The organism is Lactobacillus panisapium (genome assembly GCF_019469265.1).
Taxonomy (GTDB): domain Bacteria; phylum Bacillota; class Bacilli; order Lactobacillales; family Lactobacillaceae; genus Lactobacillus; species Lactobacillus panisapium.
The window spans coordinates 571,298-589,850 of record NZ_CP048268.1; the positions used below are offsets into that span (position 1 = coordinate 571,298).

The 18,553-nt window shown below is 36.7% G+C and carries 17 protein-coding genes and 1 pseudogene; 15 read left to right on the forward strand and 3 right to left on the reverse strand.

Translation table 11 applies throughout. From position 1 onward, the window contains the following. The first annotated feature begins 27 nt into the window (after positions 1–27). The 14 genes from celB to GYM71_RS02945 all read left to right on the forward strand — a co-directional run bounded on the left by celB (position 28) and on the right by GYM71_RS02945 (position 12,704). Entirely contained in the window at positions 28–1,383 is a 1,356-nt protein-coding gene (gene celB, locus GYM71_RS02880; protein ID WP_103751973.1) for a PTS cellobiose transporter subunit IIC, read from the forward strand. Between the two features lie 153 nt (positions 1,384–1,536). Next, the gene (locus GYM71_RS02885; RefSeq protein ID WP_220220835.1) at positions 1,537–2,124 is read left to right on the forward strand and encodes a hypothetical protein; all 588 of its coding nucleotides are present in this window, start codon (positions 1,537–1,539) and stop codon (positions 2,122–2,124) included. A gap of 102 nt (positions 2,125–2,226) precedes the next feature. Further along, positions 2,227–2,697 carry a Dps family protein gene (locus GYM71_RS02890; RefSeq protein WP_103751975.1) on the forward strand — a complete coding sequence of 157 codons (471 nt, stop codon included), beginning with the start codon at positions 2,227–2,229 and terminating at the stop codon, positions 2,695–2,697. A gap of 126 nt (positions 2,698–2,823) precedes the next feature. Beyond that, entirely contained in the window at positions 2,824–3,516 is a 693-nt protein-coding gene (gene rpiA / locus GYM71_RS02895) for a ribose-5-phosphate isomerase RpiA (RefSeq protein ID WP_103751976.1), read from the forward strand. A 145-nt stretch (positions 3,517–3,661) separates the two neighbouring features. Beyond that, positions 3,662–4,582 (forward strand): nucleoside hydrolase, encoded by a 921-nt coding sequence (locus tag GYM71_RS02900; RefSeq protein WP_220220836.1) that lies wholly within the window; start codon positions 3,662–3,664, stop codon positions 4,580–4,582. Between the two features lie 12 nt (positions 4,583–4,594). Then, positions 4,595–5,320 carry a GntR family transcriptional regulator gene (locus GYM71_RS02905; protein WP_220220837.1) on the forward strand — a complete coding sequence of 242 codons (726 nt, stop codon included), beginning with the start codon at positions 4,595–4,597 and terminating at the stop codon, positions 5,318–5,320. Positions 5,321–5,401: 81 nt separating this feature from the next. Next, positions 5,402–7,393 carry a BglG family transcription antiterminator gene (locus tag GYM71_RS02910; RefSeq protein ID WP_220220838.1) on the forward strand — a complete coding sequence of 664 codons (1,992 nt, stop codon included), beginning with the start codon at positions 5,402–5,404 and terminating at the stop codon, positions 7,391–7,393. Beyond that, positions 7,386–7,847 carry a PTS sugar transporter subunit IIA gene (locus GYM71_RS02915; RefSeq protein WP_220220839.1) on the forward strand — a complete coding sequence of 154 codons (462 nt, stop codon included), beginning with the start codon at positions 7,386–7,388 and terminating at the stop codon, positions 7,845–7,847. Before GYM71_RS02910 ends, GYM71_RS02915 begins: the two co-directional genes overlap by 8 nt. Before the next feature lie 8 nt (positions 7,848–7,855). Continuing rightward, positions 7,856–8,170, forward strand: coding sequence for a PTS fructose transporter subunit IIB (locus GYM71_RS02920; RefSeq protein WP_220220840.1), 315 nt, complete (start codon positions 7,856–7,858; stop codon positions 8,168–8,170). Positions 8,171–8,194: 24 nt separating this feature from the next. Beyond that, positions 8,195–9,244 carry a PTS fructose transporter subunit IIC gene (locus GYM71_RS02925; RefSeq protein ID WP_220220841.1) on the forward strand — a complete coding sequence of 350 codons (1,050 nt, stop codon included), beginning with the start codon at positions 8,195–8,197 and terminating at the stop codon, positions 9,242–9,244. Between the two features lie 13 nt (positions 9,245–9,257). Further along, on the forward strand, positions 9,258–10,652 hold the full coding sequence (locus GYM71_RS02930; RefSeq protein ID WP_220220842.1) for a glycoside hydrolase family protein: 1,395 nt from the start codon (positions 9,258–9,260) through the stop codon (positions 10,650–10,652). A gap of 6 nt (positions 10,653–10,658) precedes the next feature. Beyond that, positions 10,659–11,432: a Cof-type HAD-IIB family hydrolase gene (locus GYM71_RS02935; protein WP_220220843.1), complete on the forward strand. Its 774-nt coding sequence runs from the start codon at positions 10,659–10,661 to the stop codon at positions 11,430–11,432. 13 nt (positions 11,433–11,445) lie between these two features. Then, positions 11,446–11,826, forward strand: a complete 381-nt coding sequence (locus GYM71_RS02940) for a VOC family protein (protein WP_220220844.1) — start codon at positions 11,446–11,448, stop codon at positions 11,824–11,826. 5 nt (positions 11,827–11,831) lie between these two features. After that, entirely contained in the window at positions 11,832–12,704 is an 873-nt protein-coding gene (locus tag GYM71_RS02945) for an ROK family protein (protein WP_220220845.1), read from the forward strand. Between the two features lie 68 nt (positions 12,705–12,772). Here GYM71_RS02945 and GYM71_RS02950 read toward each other — a convergent pair. The 3 genes and pseudogenes from GYM71_RS02950 to GYM71_RS02960 all read right to left on the reverse strand — a co-directional run bounded on the left by GYM71_RS02950 (position 12,773) and on the right by GYM71_RS02960 (position 15,859). Next, positions 12,773–14,549: pseudogene (locus GYM71_RS02950) on the reverse strand (IS1182 family transposase). A 169-nt stretch (positions 14,550–14,718) separates the two neighbouring features. Beyond that, on the reverse strand, positions 14,719–15,090 hold the full coding sequence (locus tag GYM71_RS02955; RefSeq protein ID WP_103751979.1) for a bacteriocin immunity protein: 372 nt from the start codon (positions 15,088–15,090) through the stop codon (positions 14,719–14,721). Between the two features lie 4 nt (positions 15,091–15,094). Next, positions 15,095–15,859 carry a DeoR/GlpR family DNA-binding transcription regulator gene (locus tag GYM71_RS02960; protein WP_220220847.1) on the reverse strand — a complete coding sequence of 255 codons (765 nt, stop codon included), beginning with the start codon at positions 15,857–15,859 and terminating at the stop codon, positions 15,095–15,097. Between the two features lie 288 nt (positions 15,860–16,147). Between GYM71_RS02960 and GYM71_RS02965 the strand changes: the two genes are divergently transcribed. Beyond that, positions 16,148–18,547 carry a phosphoketolase family protein gene (locus tag GYM71_RS02965; RefSeq protein WP_220220848.1) on the forward strand — a complete coding sequence of 800 codons (2,400 nt, stop codon included), beginning with the start codon at positions 16,148–16,150 and terminating at the stop codon, positions 18,545–18,547. Positions 18,548–18,553: the final 6 nt, after the last annotated feature.

Genomic DNA, 18,553 nt, shown 5'->3' on the forward strand with positions numbered 1-18,553 from the left:
TAATTATAGAAGGGAGTTATTAATATTATGGCTGATACTACAAAAAAGCCGTTAAAAGATAAGATCGGTGAAATAGCCGGTAAGTTTGCCGCAACACGCTTTGTTAGGGCAATCATGGATGCGGGCTACAGCGTTATTTCATTTTCAATTGTCGGAGCATTTTTCTTAATCCTGACTGTATTGTCTCAGGTTATTAAAATACCTGCTTTTATGAGTTTTTATGCAAATACAATTGGGCGCTTTTCAGTATTATTTAGTTCTGTTTATAATGCCACGATGGGAATTATCGCCCTGGTATTTTCAGGGACCTTTGCCTATTCGTACACTAAAATTTATCACGATGAGGAACACATTAATCTAATTCCAATGAACGGATTGATGATGTTCTTAATGGGCTTTTTCATTACCGTAGCTGAATTGGTCTGGAAGAATGGCCAAATGCAATTTGTTCAGGTTTTTACCAAAACCAAAATGGTTGCTAGTGGATATGAGGCCTCTGCTAGTGGTATTTACCGGATTGGTGCTGTCGGTATTTTCATTGGCTTGGTTATTGCCTGGCTGACTGTTCAAATCTATCGCTACACCATTAAGCATAACTGGCAAATAAAGATGCCGGCTTCAGTGCCATCGGGAGTATCTAATTCCTTTAGTGCCTTGATTCCGTCATTTTGTGTTGCAGTCGTAGTTGCTGCTTTAAACGGGGCATTAGTTATTGCAGGCACGGATATGTTCAACTTACTGTTCATTCCGTTCTCGTTTATCAGTGATATTGCCGACACCTGGTGGGGCTTCTTGATTATCATCTTCCTGATTCATTTTTTATGGTGGTTCGGGATCCACGGAGCAACGATTATCAGTTCTTTCTATATGCCAATTATTCTTGCCAATATGGCAGATAATGCTCAAAGAGGAGGCCATCACTTTTTTGCCGGCGATCCGACCAATGCATTTATTACGATCGGTGGTTCAGGCGCGATGCTTGGTGTGGCCATTTGGTTAGCATTTCGGGCTCGCTCGGCACAATTAAAAGAATTGGGGAAAGTGGAAATTATTCCGGCAATCTTTAATATTAACGAACCGTTAATTTTTGGCTTACCAATTGTTTACAACGTAGATTTATTTATTCCGTTTGTTTGTGCACCGCTTGCTTCGGGGATTATTGCATATTTAGGCATTGTTTCAAAATTGGTCCCAGTAATCAGAGTCCAACAACCTTGGCCGACACCAGTTGGCTTGAGTGGCTTCATTGCTACAACCAGTTGGCAAGGCGGCGTTCTTTCAATCGTCTGTGCAATTGTTGCTTTTCTTGTTTGGTACCCATTTATCAAACACTATGACAACACTTTATTAAAACAAGAACAAGAAACAGCAGCTGCTGAATAAACTTTAACTTAGATAAAAATTCTGTCTGAAGAGAAGTTAAACTAGTAAATGATGGTTTAACCTAAACTCTCAGGCAGTTTTTTATTTTATTTTTGGCAGCGCTTTACTATTAGCTGAAAGGTGCTAAAATAACTTTAATTTTAGCAAGAAAGTGTGAATGAAATGATTACTTTTGGCAAGAAAATGAATTTTCGCCCTTTAGTGATATCGTTAGCTTATTTTTTATTGGCTAGTTTGATTGCTTGGGATGTTTTAGCAATAGTTAATTCTCAAAATAAAAATTGGGCTTGGGTAATTGGCCTTATTTTCTTCGCTTTGGTAGCCTTTGGTTACTATCCAAATGTTTTACCTATTGAGTTTAATTATTGCGAGATTTCAGCTAAAAAAATTCGCTATTATGATCATGGCAGTTACTGGAATCGCATTAAGATGATCTTTCTTGGCAAGGCAAGTCCACTGAAAGACATTGCGACTAGTGAAGTTGTTGATGCGAAATTTTTAGGTAAAAAGAGCTTGGTTAAGATGGCACCAACAATCTTTTATCCAATGATTTTGATTTATTTTGTTGGAATTGTTTCAAGTGTAAATAACTTATGTGGTTTTCAATTGAAACTTGCAGACGGGCAAGAAATTACCTTGTCACTATCACGTGATAAGATTTATGAACCAGAGAAAACCATTAACCAGTCAGAAAAGGCTCTTGAGTTAATTAATCAAGGTTATACTTTGAGCAAATCATAAAACTGCTTGTTTTTAATTTGATAATCAATATTTTAGTAATTAATGCGCTTACTGGATATAATAAAAGTGTAACAATATTATATATTTGGGAGGCATTTTTAGATGAAATATCCTAAGACAAAAGAAATATTAAACCAACTTGTTGCTGACTTAACGCAATTACATATGGTAGTTCACCAACACCACTGGTATATGCGGGGCAATCGGTTTATAAAGCTGCACCCATATTTAGATAAAGTAATGGATGAATTAGCTAATCAGCTTGATGAAGTTTCAGAGCGGCTGATTACACTGGATGGCTCACCAGTTTCTACTCTGAGCGAAATTGCCGAGAAGACCAATATTAAAGATGAAAAAGGTAATTGGGACGAGACAATTGATGAGCGCTATGCCAAGATTATTGCGGGGTACCACTATCTTGATGACTTATATCGCGAAGGCATTAAGGCCAGCGATGAAGAGGGCGATTATGCCACTAATGATTTGCTTACCGGCTTTTTAGCTGAAGTAGAGAAACGGATTTGGATGATGTCTGGTGAAATTAATAAAGCACCAGAAATCGATCCTGAATAAGCTATGAAAATACTAAAAAAGGCAGTTTAATTAAATTGCCTTTTTTTGTGTCTTCTTTTAGGTTGATCTTTGCTATAATGAAATTAAATTGTAGTGTTAGTAACGATTGTGAAGAAAGCAAGAGCAATGGATAAGAAACAGCAGGATGAACTAAAAAATAAAGCAGCAATTAGGGCAGCAGAGTTAGTAGAGCCAGGGATGAAATTAGGTGTTGGCACTGGCTCAACAATTGCCTTTTTTATTGATGCATTAGGGAAACGAAAAAAAGAAGAGGGACTTGACTTAGAAGCTATTGTTACTACATCAAGCAGAAGTAAAAAACAGCTTGAAAAGTGGGGCTTCACGGTTAATGAATTAGCAGAAGTGGATCAGTTAGACTTGACAATCGATGGGGCTGATCGAGTTGACGTTAACTTTGACGGTATTAAAGGTGGCGGTGGCGCCTTAACAATGGAAAAAAATGTCGCCGCTAATTCGGAAAAAGTGCTGTGGATTGTTGATGAGTCGAAGTTAGTCGATCGTTTAAGCGGCTTTCCGTTACCGGTAGAAATTTTACCGATTTCCTGTGAACAAAATTTTCGGCGTTTTAGAAATGATGGCTTGAATCCGTCTTGGCGAATGGATGGCAATAAACGGTTTGTCACGCATTATGGCAATTATATTGTTGATTTAAACGTTGATCCAATTCCGATTCCGCGTGGATTAGATGATTACCTAGACAAAGTGGTTGGTGTTGTTGAAACTGGCCTATTCCTTGATATGTGTGATGAAGTAATTATTGCTCGTTCAGATGGCGAAATCGAAGATCGCGAAAAATAAAAAAGTAACATGGTAAATTGATTAGTATGAATCCGTCAAACGTAATCTGTTTTGACTGATTCATATTATTTTTTCAAGGTAAAAAGACAATCGTTAAATAGATTTGGTATGATGGTCTTATATCTTTCAAGGAAGAGGAATTTCGATGACTAAAAAACCTTTGATTATCAGTACTGACCCCGGCATTGATGACGTAGTAGCAATTACTATTTCATTATTTGCAAACGATCTTGATGTTAAATTGATTGCTGCAACTTGGGGCAATGTTCCTTTGGCTAAAACATTACTCAATGCTTTAAAATTGGAAACCTTCTTGGGAACAAAAGTGCCAGTTGTTTCTGGAGCTAGTCGTCCGTTATTGCGTGAAGCAATTGATGCATCGGACGTCCACGGTAAAAGTGGTTTGGCTGGCTATGACTTCCCGGAGCCAGATAAGTCATTACTTAAACCAGGAATTGCTGCAGATGCAATCCATGAAGTTGTAACTAACAGCCCAGAAAAAGTAACTTTAATGCAAATTGGTCCAGCGACTGATTTTGCTCTTTATTTTAGACAATACCCGGAAGATATGGCTAAGATTGAGCAGTTAGTAATTATGGGCGGTGCGATTGGTCGCGGTAATTGGGGCCCATACAGTGAATACAACGTAGCTGGTGATCCTGAAGCAGCCCAGATTGTTTTTTCTAGCGGTATTAAGATCTTGCTTGCTCCACTTGAATTAGGGCATGAAGCTTATGTGACCCAAAATACCCTTCAGGAAGTCAAAAAATTGGGCAAAACCGGTGACATGCTTTATCATATTCTAACTAATTTACATGATAAGACCGCAAATGATGGTCGTGAAATTTACGATGCTTTAGCTGCGGGAATGTTAATTAACCCGGATATGTATACCTTCAAGCCGGCCCATGTTGTTGTTGATACCAAGAGCCCATATGCCTATGGTGCTTCGCTGATTGATTTTGATAATTTCTTTGATAAGCCAGTTAATGCAGAAGTAGGGGTAGAGATAAATCAAGCTACATTTGCCCATTGGTTTATTGAAGCAATCAAAAAAGCAGAATAATTGAGGAGAAAAATGGCAGATTTCGTTTATCGGACTGTGATGCACGATATAAAACAGAATATTTTAGATAATAAGTATGATGGGATGCGCCTTCCTGATGAGCGAAGTCTTGCAGAACACTACCAAGTGAGCCGCTCTTCAATGAAGCGGGCAATGGAACTTTTATCTCAGCAAGGGATAGTTTTTAAAAAGCGTGGTAGCGGGACATTTATTAACCCTCTTTATCTGAAAAACCAGTCACTATTTCGCTATGAAGGGTCAAATTTAGGTTTAACAGATAGCTTAAAAGTTCCAGGTAAAAAACAAGGAATTAAATTGTTAGACTTCAATGTAGTTAAAGCATCGGAATCGATTAGGCAGGATTTATTTTTAAATGAAGATGATTTTGTTTATGAATTTCGGCGCCTCCGCTACCTTGATGCGCAGCCGTTTTTGATTGAAACCGGCTATGTTCCTATCAAAATTGTGCCGGAATTAAAGCCGGAAAATTTACAGAAATCTTTGTTTAACTATTTGGAAGATACTCAAAATAAGGTAGTAACCAAAGCATTTCTTAATATTACGGTTGAGCCTTCGAGTAAGGAAGACCAGGAACGAATGACATTAAAGACAACCGAGCCGGTGGGTGTTATAGAAGGTATTTTCTTTCTTGATGACGGCACGCCATTTGAAGTTTCAACAATGCGAATTCATTATCAATACATGAGATTCAATACATTTGTAAATTTGAATAAATAAAAAAGGTTAAAGGTAAGAAAAATTATTCTTACCTTTTTGTTTACTCAAAATTAACTTAGGTAACACAAAAGTATACTTTTGATGTTTTACTTTGCACCGTATCTAAAGCTAATTCTTTATCTTATAATTGTAAGCGTATTCAAGAGAGAAGGTGATCGTATTAATGAAAATGAGATAAAAATTATCAAGCAAATTTTAGATGAGGGCATAACTCATTACAAAAATATTGAACATAATATTGGCATGTCAAGGAAGACTATTAATAAGTATTTAAATGAAATTGCAAGTGAAGTTAAAGCATATCAGATTAAACTTGTTAGAAAACCAAGTGTCGGTATTTATTTTTCTGGCGATACTACTCACATACGCTTATCTCTTCAGAATGGCGAATTAATTGCTAACAGACAAAGTCCGCAAGAGATAAAGCTAGCTATTTTGTCTTTTTTATTAACGTCAAAAGAACATATTACTATTCAAAATCTTTCTGATAAATATTATGTGAGCAGGACAACTATAGAAAGTTATCTAAAGCAACTTAAAGATTGGCTAAAAAAGAAGGGTGCCAAATTAGTAAGTGATGAAAAAGGTATCTGTCTAGATGCATCGGAAAATGTTAGAAGACGATTAATGACTATACTTCTTGATTTTTATTGGGGAAATAATCTCGAAATTAAAAATAATGCTGATTTAAAATTAGCGGTTAATATTCCTAAAGAATTAAAAAGCATTTTTAATCCGGAAATTTTTTATAAAGTAATCAGAACCCTGAATCAGTTTCAGAAAAATAATTCTATCAGATTAAATGATTATCAGTTTCAATCGTTAGCGGTCCATTTAGTGATAGCAATCCAAAGAATAAAAAACAAGGAAATTATTATTGCTAATGAGGAATTGACTAACCATCCGTTATCACCTAAGACAGCCATTCTTTCTAAATTACTTGAGAAAAATCTAGAATTAACTATTCCAGTAGAAGAACAGGCATATATTAATATCCATATTCTTGCTGCTGAATCGAATTCAGGCGTTCACTTAAGTCTTAAAAATGACAAAAAGTTATTTAGAAAAAGTGAGTTAGTTCAATTTTTAAAAGTTAATCTGACTAACTATGATAAGGCATTGATTAGTAATTTGACATTGCACTTGGTACCGGCATTGCACCGCCTTAGTTTGGGATTAAGCATAAAAAATCCATATAAAAATAGTATTAAAGGTAACTTTCCTTATGCCTATAACCAGGCTGTAGATTTAAGTATTGAAATAGGTAAGCATTTCTTGGTCAATGTAAATGATGATGAAATTGCTTATATTGCCCTACATATTGAGAGCTTTTTAGAAAGAAGGGAAGAAAAAAAGATAAAAACCGTAATTGTTTGTAGTACCGGTCTTGGGACTGCAAGACTGTTAGAACAGAGAATAAAAAAATATTTCGCAGATGAAATTGAAATTAATCGAGTGGTCTCTGTATCTGAATTAATGTCTGCTCCAATTACGGAAGATTTAATAATAAGTACTGTAGATATTGATCTTCAAAATAAAAATGTTGTGGTTGTACCACCATTTCTTGATTATCAGTCAAAGGGAAGATTACAAGCAGTAATTAATAAATTTAAGCAATTTCAAGAAAATTCTGGTGAATTTATGAAATTAGTCGAACCTGATTTGATTATCGTTGATAACAAAAGAACTACCCGCAATCAGGCAATACGTACAGTTTGTGAATTACTATGTTCAAAACAATATGCTCTTTCTGGTATAGCAGATGCTGCAATTAAAAGAGAAAAAATGGCAAGTACAGAGATGGATTTTGTTGCCATCCCTCATGCACCTATTCAATATGTGAAGAAGGCGCGTATAGCTCTTTATATCAATTCAGAAGGTGTTGATTGGGATAAGGGAAGAGTCAATTTAGTATTTTTTATGGCAATGAATGAAAGTGTCAAGACTTCTATTGATCAAATTTATAATTACTTCAATACAATTCTTGAAGATAAAAAATTGTTAAAGACTCTATGCAGATTAACCTCAAAAACAGAAATAATTAAGCTTTTAGGAAGTGAAGAATTTGAATAAGAAGATTGATTTTATTTCAAAGAATAATATAGTCATTGGCTTAAAGGCGTCTTCTAAAGAAGATGCTATAAATCAGTTGGCACAAATTATGGAACGAAACAAAATTGTTAATGATGCTGATAAGTTTAGTCAAGATGTTTTAAAACGCGAAAGTCAAACCACGACTGGAATCGGTAATAATATAGCAATTCCACATGGTAAAAGTTCAGCAGTAAATTTTGCGTCTTTAATTTTTGCCAAAACTACTGAGCCCTTAGAATGGAATTCTCTTGATAATAGCAAAGTATCAATCATTTTTTTAATGGCGGCTAAAGAAAAAGATACTGGTAAAGAACACTTAAAGATGTTGGCAACGATAGCTGGTAAATTGATGGATGATAATTTTGTAAAAGAAATTAAAGCAGAAAATGATCCAAATAGATTAGTTGAAATTTTTAGAAAGATAAAAGACTAGGGAGAAAAATGAGTAAATTAGTAGCAGTAACAGCATGTATAGCAGGTGTGGCACATACTTATATGGCTGCCCAAAATTTAAAGAAATATGCTAAGAAGAATGGCGACCAAATTAAAGTTGAAACACAGGGAGCAATGGGATTTGAAAACAAGTTAAGTGCTAAAGACATTGCAGACGCTGATGCAGTGATATTCGCAGTAGATACAAATGTACGTGAAAAAGAGCGCTTTGAAGGCAAAAAGATTGTCAAAATGGGAACTTCAGATGTTGTAAAGGATGGCAGCAAAGCAATAACAAAAGTTCATGAAGTTATTGATGGTTAATAAAAATAAAAAGGAGGCTTTTTTATGGATAGTATAAAAAAGTTTTTTAAGGAACTAGTTGATCATTTTCAAACTGGAGTTTCATACATGATTCCATTAGTTTCAGCATCAGGACTGATGGTATCAATTGCCGTTATTGGTGGGGGAAATGGCGTTTGGAACCAGACCAATAATATTTGGGGAATTTTGAGAATGATTGGGCAGCAAGGGCTTGGGTTTATTCCAGTGATGATTGCTGCTTATATCTCATACTCAATTGCAGATCGCCCCGGGTTAGCGCCAGCATTTATTGTAGGATTAGTCGCCAATAAGCTCGGTATGGGTTTTATTGGAGGAATGGTAGTTGGTGTTTTAGTCGGTTACTTAGTGTATTGGCTAAAAAAAATCCCGATGCCAATAAGTTTAATTTCACTAAAGTCCATCTTTATTATTCCATTAGCATCTGTACTAATTAGTGGCTTAATTATCTTTTATGTATTTAGTAATCCTGTTAGAGGGATGCAAAGTGGATTAACATCTTGGCTTGCCAGCATTAGTGGGTCGAACAAGGTTTTAGTTGCCGCCATTATTGGGGCAATGATGGCTACGGATATGGGTGGTCCCATTAATAAAGTGGCGTATACATTTAGTATGGCCTCCTATACTTCTGGTGGCTATGCAATAAGTACAGCTTGCTTTATTGCAATTGGAATTCCGCCATTAATTATGGCTTTAGCGAGTTTTATTGGTAAAAAATATTATAGTCAAGATGAAAAGGAAAATTCTACTACTGCTTTAATTATGGGAATCATTGCAACAACTGAAGGAGCAATCCCATTTGCTGTTTCTGATCCTTTGGCAGTGATCCCTAGTTGTATGGTCGGGTCAGGCCTAGCTAGTGCACTAAATGCTTTTTTCGGTACTACACAAAAAACGGCACTGTCTACATTTATGGCTGCACCATTTGATTCAAATATTTTACTTTATTGTGTATCAATAGTTATCGGTGTAGTCGTAGGGGCTTTAATGTGCAATCTACTTAAAAAATTAATGCATCGTGACCGTAAGATAGCGACAGAAGCAGTTACAGAATAAAAGGAGGAATTGTATGTATAAAGTTTTTTATAAGCCAACAAAAGACAAATGGATGGGGGACATTATGCCTTTTGGCAAAAACGGCAAGTTTTACTTATATCATCAACGTGATCCTAGGAAACCTGGTCCGCTGACAGATAATGATGAACCATTTGGATGGTCACTAGCAACCACAGAAGACTTTGTAAATTATGAAGACCATGGGGATGCTATTCCTGCTGGTGATAAAAATGATCCAGCACAATGGATATATGCTGGTTCAGTTTTTGAAGCAGGAGGGAAAATCCATGCTTTTTACACTGGCTATAATAAAAAAGCTGAACAAGAAGGTAAGGCTTCACAAGTGTTACTTCATGGCGTTAGTCATGATTATGAGCATTTTCAAAAAAACGTTGATAAGTTATTATTACCAGCGCAAAAAGGTTATGACAAAACCGACTGGCGTGATCCCTGGGTAATTTGGAACCAGGATAAAAATGAATACCTTTTAATCTTGGGAACTAGGTTAGCTGGTCCAAAATCTAAACTTACTGGTCGAATAGTGTCTTTTACTTCTAAGGATCTAAAAAACTGGTCATTTAAGGGAGACTTTTTTGCTCCTAACCTATATACAGGGCTTGAAATGCCTGATCTCTTTAAAATGGGTGATTGGTGGTATTTGCTCTATACCGAATATAGTGAACAAAGCAAAACTAGATACCGCATGAGTAAAAAGATTGATGGCCCGTGGCTAAAGCCTCGAGATGATGCATTTGACGGACGAGCATATTATGCTGCTAGAACCGCTTTTGATGGCAAGCGAAGAGTATTATTTGGCTGGGTACCAACTAGAGAAAATGGCAAAGGTGATAAGGTAAATTGGGAATGGGGTGGTACATACGTTCCTTTCGAACTGATTCAAAGAAAGGACGGGACGCTGGCTACAAAACTACCAGACGAATTAACCGAACAATTTACTACTAAAATTAAAATTAATGACATTACAATTACCAATGAAACGGGACGAACGGAAAAAGTAATTGCACAAAATACTGGTCGACATTTTGTATTAGATATGGATGTTAGTTGTAATGAAGACATTAGTAATATTGCCCTAAGAATCTTTAAAAATGTCAAGACCGATGAGTCATATCAATATCTTCTTTCGGCTGATGATCAAAGAATTATTTTTGATAAAAGTCCAGAATGGCCATGGTTTCAAGTAATGAATAAGGGACTAGATCGTCCCCTTCCTAAAGTTAACTTTAAGAAGATGCATATTAAGTTAGTAGTTGATAAAGATATCTTTGTAATATTGGTAAATGGTATTAGTTTGGTTACACGTGTTTATCATAAATTTGGTAATGATTTAGCAATTGCTGTGGCAAATGGTAAAGCTAAATTTTCGAATATTACGTTAAGAAAATAAAGACTTATGAACAAGCAAATCAAGTCTTTAGTCTTCTTTGATTTAGATGGCACCCTTTTATCAAGTAAGTCTCTAGTATTGCCGGAAGTAAGTAAGGCTATCAAGCAGTTAAAGGCTAATGGAAATATTCCGATAATTTGTACAGGACGAGCAGCATTTGAAGTTCGATCAATCATGACAGAATGTCAGATTGATTCAGTTATTGCAACGAATGGTCAATATGTAGAATTTAACAACAATATTGAATTTAATTTCACGATTCCTAAATCTTTATGCCAAAAGGTTTTGAAATATGCCAAGAGTAGAGGGGATATTATCGGTTTTTATAATTCTAGGCAAATTGCAATATCTGAAGATCAGCCTCTTTCACGGCACTTTTATCAAAATATATCTGCACCATTACCAAAAATTGATTCTAATTTTTATCGGGCAAATTCTGTAAATCAAATGCTAGTGATTGCACATCATGCAGACGATAAATATAGTGAGCAATTTTCTGAATTAAATTTTATGATAACTGGGCCGCATTCAATTGATACTGTTTTGCGTGGAAATTCAAAGGGACAGGCAATTATTAATTTGATAAATGCGGAACATCTAAGAGTACCTACTTATGCTTTTGGCGATGGAAATAATGATTTAACCATGTTTGAAGTTGTAGATTATGGGATTGCAATGGCTAACGGCAATGAGGCAATTAAAGATGCGTCCTCATATGTGACTGATACAAATGATAATTTGGGTATCGTTAAAGGATTAAAAAAATTTCATTTAATTTAACAAGGAGCTGAATATGAATATTTTAAAAGGAATTTCTCACATTGGTATTCCAACAGATAATTTTGCAAAAAGTGTTCATGACTACGAAAAGATTGGTTTTAAATTAGTCAATCAAGAAGATAATCAGGGCAGTGCCACTGGCTTTTTTCAATTAGGCAATTTAGAGCTAGAAGTTTGGGAAACAAAAGTTAATTCTGTCAATGGTGCAATCAATCATTATGCAATTGATACAGATGAAATTGATCAAGCTTTTGAGTTAATAAAGGGCATGGGATTTAAGCTAATTAATCAGAAGATTATGCATTTACCATTTTGGGATCATGGTATTAGTTACTTTAATTTTTATGGTCCAAATAATGAAATTATTGAAATTTGTCAAAGAAATAAGAAGTAATCAAGATGTTATTAGGTTCAATTGAAGCAGGTGGAACAAAGTTTATTTGTGCTGTTGGTGATGAAAATTACAGAATAAAAAAAGCAATTAAAATTGTAACTACAACACCGCAAGAGACACTTCAAAAGGTAGTTGATTTTCTGGCTAATTATCCCGTGAGAGCTATTAGTATAGCCTCTTTTGGCCCTATAGAAATTCGAAAAACATCAAGTAGTTATGGGTATATAACAAATACGCCTAAAAAGGGTTGGAAAAACACTAATTTTGTTGGTTACCTAAAAAATAAGGTTGATGTTCCGATATTTTTTACAACAGATGTCAATGGTTCAGCATATGGTGAGTATGTGATGTCATTACTTTCAAATGAAGATGTTGATTCATTAGTTTATTATACTATTGGTACAGGTGTAGGTGGTGGAGCCTTAATAAATGGTCATTTACTTGGCAGTCAAGGGCATCCTGAAATGGGTCATGTTTTGTTGAAACGGCATCCTAAAGATAAAGGTTTTATTGGAACATGTCCGTTTCACCATGATTGCTTAGAAGGACTCGTATCTGGACCAACATTTGAAGCCAGATTAGGAAAAGCTGGGTCAAAAGTTCCCTTAAGTAATCCGGTTTGGGAAATAATGGGCTACTATGTTGCACAAGCGGCTTTACAAGTTACGTTAATTTTACGCCCTGATAAAATCGTTTTTGGTGGAGGAGTAGTTAGTGAAAAATTTCTAGAAAAAGTTAGATTTTATTTTAGGCAGATGTTAAACAATTACATCAAAGTACCACCGCTTGAGCAATACATAACAATGCCAGCTGTAGAAAATAATGGCTCTGCAACCATTGGAAATTTAGCACTAGCTAAAAATTTATTAAAACAATAAAGCTAACAAAATGTCCGAATAATTTAAATCGATTATCTATATTCACATTCTTATAGGAAGAAAACTGATTAGGAAAGTAACCTGAAAATTTTATTCCAATCAAAGCATGTATAAGGCGAAGAAGTTATAGTTATGACACAAAAATTTTTTGATGATAAAAAGCAAAAGAAAGAGTCTGGGAAGAAACTAGCTCTTTAAGCAAAAAAAGAAGCAGCCAAAACACTGGAAAAAGTGTTTTAGCTGCTTTTTGCTTCTTTCTGCCCGCCAAAGTTGACTATTAGGACCACTCCTTTGCCAATATTTTTTCAAATTCATGGTCATTAACATTAATCCTAGATCATTTTCAACTTTTGCTTGTCCTCTTAGGTGGACCCGGCGCATGCCAAATACGTTCTTCAAATGGCCAAAGACCGGTTCTACATCAATCTTGCGTTGACCATAAATCCGTTTGCCGGTTTTACTTTGAAGAGCTGCTTGTACCTGGGCTTTGAAGTACTGCCAGGTGGGATTGTAATTGAGCTGGCGCTGGCGCCCGCTGGGCGTTTTAGCTAGAGCAGTTTTGGCCGCATTTAGCTGAAACTCATCTGCTTCATAGACTTTAAACTGACGGGTAAAGCCGTAACGGTCGTGTCTAGTCGAGTAGTGTTTAAAGTTGAAGCGCACGCCCTGATGGTCTAAGTAATAATCCTCGGTTTCATCATAATACCAGTTGTCTAGCTTAGTCGGGTCATGACGATACTTGCGCTTCTGTTCTTTTTCATAAGTAGTGTAAGGAATTAAAAATTGCTTGCCAAAGTGGTCGGTTAGCTCAGCGTAGTTATACTCGCTGCCGTAGCCCGCATCAGCGACAATTGTATCAAAGTCGCCTAAAACGGCCAGCTGCTCAAGAAAAGGTACCAAGGTTCTGGTGTCAGTTGAGTTAGGATACAGGGCATAATCAATAACATACTGATTGCTGGTCGCAACCTGCAGATTGTAGCCCGGCTTTAGCTGCCCGTTAAGCATCGGGTCTTCCTTCATGCGCATAAAGGTGGCATCGTGGTCAGTCTTAGAGAAGCTATTGCGACCCTTAAAAAGCGCTTGGTATTCTTCGTACTTCTGGGCACGCGGCTGATAGTCGCGTCGGATTCGGTGAAACAGCTTTTTTAAGCGCCGCCGTTTTTGCTTCTGCTTAGATCCGCCGGGAATTGCTTTCGGCTCATTGGCAATCGCTTGGTCCAGTCGCTCGACTTCTGCTGCAACTTCATTGGCCAGCTGGTTTAGCCCCTGACTGCTCTGCACTTCTTCGGCTGCCATGGCCTTAACCACTTCTTCCTCCACTAATTCTTGGTAGAGTGCCAATGCTTCATCCTGCAATTTAGCTTGGAAGCGGTCAACGGCCTTGCGCCAAACAAAGGAATACTTGTTGGCATCAGCTTCAACCTTGGTACCGTCAATAAAAAGGGCATGCTCATAAACCAGGCCCTCTTCTTGAAGTAGGTGGTTAAAGTAAAGGAAGCACTTTTTAATCAGCTGGTTGGCGTGCTTGCTGGCACGAAAGTTATTAATCGTGTGATAAGACATGGTCTGCTGGTCAGCCAAATACATCATGGGCAGATTTTCAGTTAGCATCTGGGCAATCTTGCGCCCGGAAAAGACCTTGCGGCTATAGGCAAAAAGCAAGATTTTAAGCATTCGAGCCGGATGGTAGGCTGGACGACCAGTAGCAGAAGACTCACCCTCAAGCACAGCTAGGGGAATAGAGTCAACAAACTGACTAATAGCATGAACGAGGTGATTTTGCGGAATAGTAAAGTCTAAATTAAGTACTAAAGCAGTCTGGCCTGTGGTATAATTTTGGTACATTGTTTTTGGTCTCCGTTCTATTTGAAGTTGGATAATTAAATAATAACAAGACCAAGAAAGAATGTATACAGAAAAAACGTTGAACTAGTAAGTTCAACGTTTTTTTAATAGTCTAAGAAAATAGTTTCTTCCCAGACTCTTTTTGGATACATTTTATCTAAAAAAGAAACTAACTATTTTTAAATTGGCGTAAATCCGTAATGGGCCCAGAATAGACAAAGTTCAAATTGATCTTCTTTGTATTTGTACCCAAAAGTTGCAATAAATTTTGTTGCTCACAAGTTAAATGCAAATGCTCTAAAGCAATCGTTGCTTGAATGTACATCACTAATTTTCCTGTATATGCCAGCGGGTGGTCATGACAGTCGAATTTGCGCATTACCAGGCCAATTGCATCACGTATTTTGCGGTATTTACCAATATTTAGCTCATTATAGATATTGTTGAAAAAACTATTATAAAACTGTTCTAATTCTTGATAAACCTCTTTATCTAACTGTTTATTCTGAATAGCAGAATGGTTAGTAAAAAAGATTTGCATGACCTCACTTCCTTAGCACCGGAATAATTTGCGTACTCGGTGAAAAACAACTTTGCATTTCTTGTGACAAAGGTGTGTCTGTGATCAACACGTCAATTTGTTCAAGGGGAATAGACATAAAAGGAGAAGTGTTTTGACTGTTAAACTTGTATTGCTCTGCAACCACAACGACTTGCTTTGCTCTAGAGGCGGCGAGTCTGGTCAACTCAGAATCACTCATTCTATTCGAATATATGCCATCTTTTTTAACATTTGAAGTTCCAATAAAAGCGGTGTTAAAACTCATTCGTTCCAACGTTTTTAATGAAGTCACAGAATAACTAAAGCGATGTTCTTTATCAATTTTTCCACCTAATAACCGTACAGCAGGCATTCTTGATTGCATCAATTCTAGGGAGTTATCAATTGAATTGGTGACAATCTGGATATCGATACCATTAATGAGTTCGCATAGTTTTTTTAGGGTAGTGGAAGGACCAATAAAATCGCATTGGTTAGGGTGAACAAAACGTTGGGCCATCTGAGCCATTTTAGTTTTAATGGGTGAATCAATTTGGTTTCTTGTTAAAAAGTTGGGCACGTTCTCCTGATTATTTGCCAGCAGGCCACCATGAACACGGATAGCTTGTCCTGTTGAGGTTAAGCGCAACACATCACGACGAGCGGTATCAAATGAAACATTAAAATAATTAGCTAAATCTCTAGTAACTAAATGGTGTTTCTGATTCAATAACTGCCTAATTTCATGAATTCGTTCTTCTTGTGTCATTGCCATTTCTCCTAAAAATAATCTAGCATTCTTTTAAATAGTAATTAATGAAATATTCAGTATATAGTTCTTATTTTAAGTACTTATCAGTATTTGAGCAACTAAATACTTAAAAGCTGCTTATTCTAAAGCCGATTAAAATTACCTTTTGACAATTTAGGAATTAAGTAAATGCGAATTTGATAATTGGGACGAACCAATTTTTAGAATGGTTGAACTTTTTGAGAAAATTGGTATAATATTCGTATAAAGTTAATTGAAGTTAATAACAGCTATAGGAGACACAATATGGCAGTAGATTACGATTCAAAAGAATTTTTAAAGAGTGTTGATGCACACTGGCGTGCAGCCAATTATTTATCGGTAGGTCAACTTTTCTTAATGAGCAATCCATTATTAAAGCATGACTTAGAGGCAAAAGAAGTAAAACCTAAACCAATCGGTCACTGGGGTACTATTTCACCGCAAAACTTTATTTATGCGCACTTAAACCGGGTAATTAAAAAGTATAACTTGGATATGTTTTACATTGAAGGTTCGGGTCATGGTGGTCAAGTTATGGTTTCAAACTCATATCTTGATGGTTCATATAGTGAACTTTACCCGGAGATTCAGCAAAATGAAGAAGGAATGACTAAGCTATTTAAACGGTTTAGTTTTCCTGGTGGTTCTGCTTCTCACGCTGCTCCTGAAACGCCAGGATCAATGCATGAAGGTGGAGAATTAGGCTATTCAATTTCTCACGGTACCGGTGCAATTTTAGATAATCCTGATGTCATCGCAGCAGTCGAAGTTGGTGATGGTGAAGCTGAAACTGGCCCACTTGCAGCTAGTTGGTTTAGCGATAAGTTCATTAATCCAATTAAAGATGGTGCTGTTTTACCTATTTTACAAATTAATGGTTTCAAGATTTCTAACCCAACAATTGTTTCACGAATGAGCGATGAAGAGTTAACCAAGTATTTCGAAGGTATGGGTTGGCATCCGTATATTATTTCCGCCTATAATGGTGGCGAATTTGATGGTTACAAAGATCATATGCAAGTTCACAAAGAAATGGCCAAATTGATGGACACAGTTATTGAGGAAATCAAGGCTATTCAAAAGAATGCACGTGAAAATAATGATACTACTTTGCCTCATTGGCCAATGATTATTTTCCGTGTACCTAAGGGTTGGACCGGTCCTAAATTTGATGTTGATGGCAATCCAGTTGAAAACTCATTCAGAGCACACCAGATTCCAATTCCCGTAGCTCAAGACTCAATGGAACACAAGGATATGTTAATTGATTGGCTGAAGAGCTATCATCCTGAAGACTTATTTGATGAAAATGGTGCACCTACTGATTTAGTCTTGGCTGACAATGTTGACGGCGACAGTCGAATGGCAATGAATCCGATTACTAATGGTGGTAAGGATGCCAAGCGCTTAAGTCTTCCTGACTACCGGAAGTTTGCCCTTAAGTTTGACCAACCTGGTTCTGTTGAAGCAGAAGATATGACGGAATGGGCTAAATACTTAAACGCAATTGCAGAACTTAATCCAGACAACTTCCGCGGCTTTGGTCCTGACGAAACTAAGTCTAACCGGCTATTTAAGTTTATTGATGAACAAAAGCGGCAATGGGAAAGTTCTGTTCATACTCCAAATGATGAAAACTTGGCTCCAAGTGGTCGGTTAATTGATTCGCAGTTGTCTGAGCACCAAGATGAAGGTTGGCTTGAAGGCTATGTTTTATCTGGACGTCATGGATTCTTCGCTACTTACGAATCATTTGGTCGTGTCGTTGACTCAATGCTAACGCAACACATGAAGTGGTTGAGAAAGGCAAAGGAACAATATTGGCGTAAGGATTACCCTTCACTTAACTTTGTTGCTACATCAACTGTATTCCAACAAGATCACAATGGTTACACCCACCAAGATCCAGGTATTTTGACTCATATGTATGAGAAGAATCGGCCAGATTTAGTTCACGAATATCTGCCTGCAGATACTAACTCATTATTAGCCGTTTCTGCCAAAGCATTTAGTGACCGTGAATGTATCAATATTCTGGTAACTTCTAAACAAGTTCGGCCACAATGGTTCTCAGTAGAAGAGGCAGCACGGTTAGCTGATCATGGCTTATCATATATTGATTGGGCATCAACAGATGGTCACGACAAACCTGACGTTGTCTTTGCTTCAACTGAAACTGAACCAACAATTGAATCCTTGGCCGCAATTGATTTATTGCATAAGAATTTCCCAGACTTGAAGATTCGCTACATTAATGTAGTTGATGTGATGAAGTTGATGAATCCGGCAGACAATCCAAATGCAATTTCAACTGAAGAATTCGATCAATTATTCCCAAGTGATGTGCCGGTGATCTTTGCATGGCACGGTTACAAAGCAATGATGCAATCAATTTGGTTTGGTCGTGGACGTAATAACGTTCATATTCACTGCTATGAAGAAAATGGTGATATTACCACACCATTTGACATGCGTGTTGTTAACGAGCTTGATCGTTTCCACCTAGCAAAAGATGCCATTTTGAGCATTCCTCAGTATGCAGAAAAGAGTTCAGCTTTTGTTGATGAGATGGATCGCTTGCTTAATAAGCATCACCAATACATTCGTGATAATGGTAAAGATATGCCAGAAGTTACTGAATGGCAATGGACTGGGTTAAAGTAAATTGTT

Bases quoted from the DNA above. Each gene is read 5' to 3' on its own strand.
- celB (WP_103751973.1), top strand. From the start codon at position 28: ATGGCTGATACTACAAAAAAGCCGTTAAAAGATAAGATCGGTGAAATA.
- GYM71_RS02890 (WP_103751975.1), top strand. From the start codon at position 2,227: ATGAAATATCCTAAGACAAAAGAAATATTAAACCAACTTGTTGCTGAC.
- rpiA (WP_103751976.1), top strand. From the start codon at position 2,824: ATGGATAAGAAACAGCAGGATGAACTAAAAAATAAAGCAGCAATTAGG.
- GYM71_RS02900 (WP_220220836.1), top strand. From the start codon at position 3,662: ATGACTAAAAAACCTTTGATTATCAGTACTGACCCCGGCATTGATGAC.
- GYM71_RS02905 (WP_220220837.1), top strand. From the start codon at position 4,595: ATGGCAGATTTCGTTTATCGGACTGTGATGCACGATATAAAACAGAAT.
- GYM71_RS02910 (WP_220220838.1), top strand. From the start codon at position 5,402: ATGTTTTACTTTGCACCGTATCTAAAGCTAATTCTTTATCTTATAATT.
- GYM71_RS02920 (WP_220220840.1), top strand. From the start codon at position 7,856: ATGAGTAAATTAGTAGCAGTAACAGCATGTATAGCAGGTGTGGCACAT.
- GYM71_RS02925 (WP_220220841.1), top strand. From the start codon at position 8,195: ATGGATAGTATAAAAAAGTTTTTTAAGGAACTAGTTGATCATTTTCAA.
- GYM71_RS02930 (WP_220220842.1), top strand. From the start codon at position 9,258: ATGTATAAAGTTTTTTATAAGCCAACAAAAGACAAATGGATGGGGGAC.
- GYM71_RS02935 (WP_220220843.1), top strand. From the start codon at position 10,659: ATGAACAAGCAAATCAAGTCTTTAGTCTTCTTTGATTTAGATGGCACC.
- GYM71_RS02940 (WP_220220844.1), top strand. From the start codon at position 11,446: ATGAATATTTTAAAAGGAATTTCTCACATTGGTATTCCAACAGATAAT.
- GYM71_RS02945 (WP_220220845.1), top strand. From the start codon at position 11,832: ATGTTATTAGGTTCAATTGAAGCAGGTGGAACAAAGTTTATTTGTGCT.
- GYM71_RS02955 (WP_103751979.1), bottom strand. From the start codon at position 15,090: ATGCAAATCTTTTTTACTAACCATTCTGCTATTCAGAATAAACAGTTA.
- GYM71_RS02960 (WP_220220847.1), bottom strand. From the start codon at position 15,859: ATGACACAAGAAGAACGAATTCATGAAATTAGGCAGTTATTGAATCAG.
- GYM71_RS02965 (WP_220220848.1), top strand. From the start codon at position 16,148: ATGGCAGTAGATTACGATTCAAAAGAATTTTTAAAGAGTGTTGATGCA.